Source organism: Polynucleobacter sp. 35-46-11, from assembly GCF_002281105.1.
This window is the reverse complement of the sequence record NZ_NCFJ01000152.1, coordinates 1-5,083: the sequence shown is the minus strand read 5'-3', so window position 1 is coordinate 5,083 and position 5,083 is coordinate 1. Positions and strand designations below refer to the sequence as shown.

Genomic DNA, 5,083 nt, shown 5'->3' with positions numbered 1-5,083 from the left:
GCATGGGGTCAAGAGGTTGAGAGTAATGCTGTAGAGTTTTTGATCCATGCCCTGCGACGTAAGCTTGGTGCCGAGCATATTAAGAATGTAAGGGGGGTAGGATGGATGGTTTCAAAAAACGTTTAACAGATTCCTTGCAATTTAAAATATCCCTCAGCATAGCGATTTGTATTTTAGGGTTCGCTCTAATCGCTGGAATTGTTGCATTTAAGTCAGCCTATGGTGAGGCGCATGAACTTCAAGATGACCTGCTGCGACAGGTTTCCAGCTTCATTTCTCAGCAACCATTGTCATTAGACGTATTAAGTAATGGCAGGCATGACAAGATAGGTGACGCTGAATCACACATCATTATTCAGCAACTTGGCAATGCGCCTGGATTACTAAACATATCAGCTTCTTTGCTCGATGGCCTACAGAGTTTACAAATTGATGGAAAAGAGTATCGCGCCATCCTTAAGACTATGGATGGTGGTGAGCGTATTGCAATATCACAACCCATAAGCTTCAGAGATGAAATCGCCCGTGACAGCGCATTGCGAACAGTAATGCCATTTCTGCTTATGCTTCCTGTCCTCTTATTTATCGTAGCCTATCTTGTGCAAAAGATATTCCAGCCTATTAAAAATCTTGCAAATGACATCGATAGTCGTACTGAGCAAGATCTGCACTCAATAGAAGAAATTAATTTACCCTCAGAACTTCAACCCTTTATGGTTGCTATCAATCGCTTGTTAGGGCTAGTGAGTCAATCTGTGCTCTTACAAAGACGTTTTATTGCCGACGCCGCTCATGAAATGCGCTCACCACTGACTGCATTATCTTTACAAGCAGAGCGCATAGCTCAAGTTCAACTGTCTCCTGAGGCTCAGGAGAGGATTGGCGTATTACGTCAAGGAATAAATCGTAATCGAGATTTACTTGAACAACTACTTACTTTGGCAAAAGCACAATCTTCAGCTCTTAGCCCAGAAAATCCTATCTCCATTCAAGCTGTCTTTCGTCGTGTTTTAGAAGATCTTATGCCGATTGCTGAGGCTAAGCATTTAGATATCGGCGTTGAAGGGCATGTGGATTTATTGGTATGGGTAAGTGAGCTAGATTTAACTGCTATGGTCACGAATTTGGTGGCAAATGCAATTCGCCACACACCGGAGTATGGTCAGATTGATCTCAAAGTTTGCATGAAAAGTAGTCAGGTAATCATTAGCGTGTGTGACACGGGGCCTGGCATCCCTCTTCAAGAGCGGGATCGTGTATTTGAACCGTTTTATCGCACTTTGGGAGCAGGCCAAGGTGGATCTGGTTTAGGACTTGCAATTGTGAAAGCAATCGCCGAAAAAATTGGTGCAGAAGTATGGCTTGAATTTAGCGATGAAGAGAATCAATCTGGTTTATGCGCTTCCATCTTATTACCCACCTTGCGATAAATTTCTGCTTTTGGTCTTGATTTCAACCCGTTGATGCAACACACTACAAACTGCGTAAGCGCAAGGAGTGTTGCTTAAATTAACACTTACTTGCTCATAAAGCGGTTTGGAGCGACGAGGTATTAGATGGTTGCTCCAACAATCCTTTGGTTTTGAAAACCAAAGAGTGGGCCAGCACTTTTTTTAAATTCGTGAATTTGCTTACACACTGACGCTGACCGACTGCAGATCACCTTTTTAAATGGGTCTATCCAAGGCTTCTGCTCTCATAAGAAAGAAGCCATAGGGGTCTTGTAACAAAGATCTCAATAGATTCAAGAGGTTAACTCTCTAGCAGCACGAGCATGGTGCCGTATGGCAACGTCGCTATAAGGGAGATAACAAATGGATATGGACTGCTACTAAAGAAAACTGGTTTGATTTAGCGGTGAGTAAGGTTAAAAAGCCATCAGAGTGGGTATAAGCACTGTTTATGCAGGGTTTCTTGTTAATCCCTTGCCAAAAACTTTACAATAATTTCTTAAAACTTTACAATAATTTCTTAAAACTTTACAATAATTTCTTAAAACTTTACAAAAATAGATATGAAATTTGCCAATACAAAACGCTCCCAAGAAGTACGTCAGTTCTTGGTAGATGGCGTTAAAGCAAATCAACTCGATTTAGCCCATGCTGCAATGGAAAGGTTCGGCCTTACTAGACAGGCTATCCATGCACATTTTGCAGCGTTAGTTAAGGATGGATTTTTAGCTTCCAGCGGCAGTACGAAGGCGCGTGTATATCAGTTGGGTGTGAAGCGATTTCATGATGGTCTATTTAAATTGAAGGGGCTAGAGGAGTCTGAAGTCTATTCACGTAACTTTAGTGAAATATTTGATGGTTTGCCTAAAGAAATTGCCAATATTTGTCATTACGGTTTTACTGAAATGCTCAACAACGCCATTGATCATTCGGAAGGTACTGAGGTCTATATTCATGTAGAAAGAACGCCCGATTTTGTATTAATATCAATCATTGACAATGGCGAGGGAATTTTTAACCATATTACTAGATTATTAAAGTTGCACGATCCACGTGAGTCCATTTTGGAGTTGAGCAAAGGAAAGCTCACTACTGATCCAAGTAGGCATACCGGGCAAGGAATCTTTTTCTCATCCCGTGCTTTCGATGAATTCTTTATTTTCTCTGGTGATTTAGTCTTTACACATGCTGACGGTTCGGGAATAGACTTTCTACTTCATAACGAAAAAAGTTATCAAGGAACCAGGGTTGTCATGAAGATAGCGCTTAATTCAGAAAGAATATTGCGTACAGTATTTGATAGTTTTAGCGGTACGGAAGACGAAGATTACGCGTTTAATAAAACCGTTGTTCCAGTTAAGCTAGCTCTATATGAAGGTGGGCAGCTTATTTCGCGCTCACAGGCGAAGCGTATTTTAAATCGCGTTGATCGTTTTAAGACTGTCCTATTGGATTTTAAGGGTGTTGAGTCAATTGGCCAGGCATTTGCAGATGAAGTATTTCGTGTTTTTATTAAGCAAAATCCGCAAATTACAATTCACTCTATTAATGAGAGTCTAGAGGTTAAAAAAATGATTAAGGCTGCTCAAAGTAATTGTGGGTAGAGGCTAGACAGCACCCATCTAAGTTGAGCGATCAATATGATGAAGGCGTAGTCCAGGGAGAAGTAAAAGCTGCACAAACCAGAATCCTTTGGTCCCAGGTTCAAGTCCTGGTGGGCCCACCAGAAAAGCAAACCCTCATCAGAAATGGTGGGGGTTTTGTCTTTTTTAGATTACCTTATGATCAAGGTTTAAATCTCTCCGAGGAAATTGATGAATACATTTGACGCAATCCGCGAACGCAGAGCCGTGAAGTACTTTGACCCAAGCCATGAATTTACTAAGCAAGAGACTGACCAACTGTTAGATCTCGCTATGCAAGCGCCATCTTCATTCAATATCCAACATTGGCGTTTAGTAAATGTTACTGATAAGACCCTCAGAGCAAAGTTACGTGAAGCTGCAAACAATCAAGCTCAAGTTACCGAGGCATCCTTACTCTTTGTAGTGACTGTTGATATCAAGGCATGGGAAAAAGATCCTGCTAGATATTGGGTTAATGCCCCTAAGGAAGCTCAAGATATTTTAGTTCCTTGGATTCATCCTTTTTACTCAGGAAAAGAGCAGTTGCAAAGAGATGAAGCAATGCGATCTGCTGGGATCATGTTGCAAACTATGATGCTTTCAGCTAAAGCAATGGGTTACGATTCTTGCCCAATGGTTGGTTTTGATTTTGACAAGGTTGCGCAGTTGATTCATTTACCTAAAGACTATGCCATTGCTGCGATGTTGGTAGTTGGCAAGGGTATCAGGCCAGCATGGCCAAAGCCAGGATTTATTCCTAAAACAGAGATGATGATTGAAAACCATTTTTAAATTTGGGCGCTTTCTGAATTCAACCCCTAGATTCAGGTTCAAGTCCTAGTGGGTCCACCAGGACTGAAAATACCAACCCTCGGGTTGGTTTTTTTATCGCCGCCATAAGTAGCAGTGAGATTTATGCTTAAGGCCTTGGGGTCAACCGGTCAACGTAACAGATTGGGCAAAAGGGGGCATTAAGCGGCGTGTATTAGCTAAAAGTGAAGAATTCTCATCAGAACTTGTGATTGGTCGAGCAATGGTCAAGCAGTTGAAATATCTCAGGTGTAGAATCAATCCATGCAATTTTTGAGATCAAAACCTCTTCTTTTAGCTGCTTTGTTCCTGGGAATCATTTTGCAGGTGCTGACACCATTCTTACACGCACATACCGGACGATCAAGTCAGTTTGGCCTTCATCTACATGTTGCAAGCACTGGATTTGAGTCTGCTAATGCCTCTGAGGTCGGTAAAGTCTATCTCACGAGTGCCACAGAAGAATCTCCTGAAGTGGGCGTACCTACTTCACTTCAAAGTGAAAAATTTGACCTCATCATCTTAAGTTTCTATGCTTTAGCCTTCTTTATCCTTGTTTATTCGGCATCTAGTGGGCGACAGATTTATTTTTTCTCGGTTGATAGATTCGCTTATCAAAGGCATGCCCAAGGCTCGCTACCTCTTTCTTTAGCCCCACCTCTGGCCATCTAAATTTCTCTGGCGTGATTTGCTCACGTTTCTTGGATTTAGTTGGTAGTGTTTCTAGAGGTTTTTATGTTTCGTTTCCATATAGTTGGACTTTCCCTATTCTCATTCATTTTAAGTGGGAGCCTGCACGCACAAGAATTTGCACCTAAGTCATTAAAGCTGACTGCAAATCAACAGGCAGCTATGGGCGTTAATTTCTCTTCAGCAATTTCTGTTGATTCAGGTTCTGTATTAATTAGTGCTTCAGTCACAGTTCCACCAGAAAAGCAGGCAATTCTATCGGCGCCATATCCCGGACAACTCAGCCAAATGGTTGTGGGTGTTGGCGACCCCGTCAAGATCGGCTCTCCGCTTGCTTACTTTACTAGCCCCCAGATGGGCGATTCTAGGCAGAAATTATTGGAAGCGACATCTGATGCGCGTTTAGCAAAAGAAGCTTTGTTTCGCGATAACGAGCTATTTAAAGAGGGGATTATTCCCCAATCTCGCCTTAACATTACTAAAGCAAAAGCTGAAAATGCTAATGCG

At 41.9% G+C, this 5,083-nt stretch carries 6 protein-coding genes and 1 pseudogene; all 7 read left to right on the top strand.

The annotated features are described in order from the left end of the window. The coding region (locus B7Y67_RS10540; protein ID WP_293598607.1) for a winged helix-turn-helix domain-containing protein at window positions 1-126 on the top strand (126 nt) is incomplete at its 5' end. Next, window positions 102-1,430 (top strand): ATP-binding protein, encoded by a 1,329-nt coding sequence (locus B7Y67_RS10535; RefSeq protein WP_293598606.1) that lies wholly within the window; start codon window positions 102-104, stop codon window positions 1,428-1,430. The genes B7Y67_RS10540 and B7Y67_RS10535, both read left to right, overlap by 25 nt. 584 nt (window positions 1,431-2,014) lie before the next feature. Beyond that, a complete protein-coding gene (locus B7Y67_RS10530; RefSeq protein ID WP_293598605.1) occupies window positions 2,015-3,055 on the top strand; it encodes a DUF4325 domain-containing protein in 1,041 nt (346 codons plus the stop codon). A gap of 23 nt (window positions 3,056-3,078) precedes the next feature. Further along, entirely contained in the window at window positions 3,079-3,279 is a 201-nt protein-coding gene (locus B7Y67_RS10525) for a hypothetical protein (protein WP_293598604.1), read from the top strand. After that, entirely contained in the window at window positions 3,266-3,868 is a 603-nt protein-coding gene (locus tag B7Y67_RS10520) for a nitroreductase family protein (protein WP_293598603.1), read from the top strand. Before B7Y67_RS10525 ends, B7Y67_RS10520 begins: the two co-directional genes overlap by 14 nt. 282 nt (window positions 3,869-4,150) lie before the next feature. Further along, window positions 4,151-4,558 carry a hypothetical protein gene (locus B7Y67_RS10515; protein ID WP_293598602.1) on the top strand — a complete coding sequence of 136 codons (408 nt, stop codon included), beginning with the start codon at window positions 4,151-4,153 and terminating at the stop codon, window positions 4,556-4,558. Window positions 4,559-4,621: 63 nt separating this feature from the next. After that, window positions 4,622-5,083: pseudogene (locus B7Y67_RS10510) on the top strand (hypothetical protein); the annotation flags it as partial.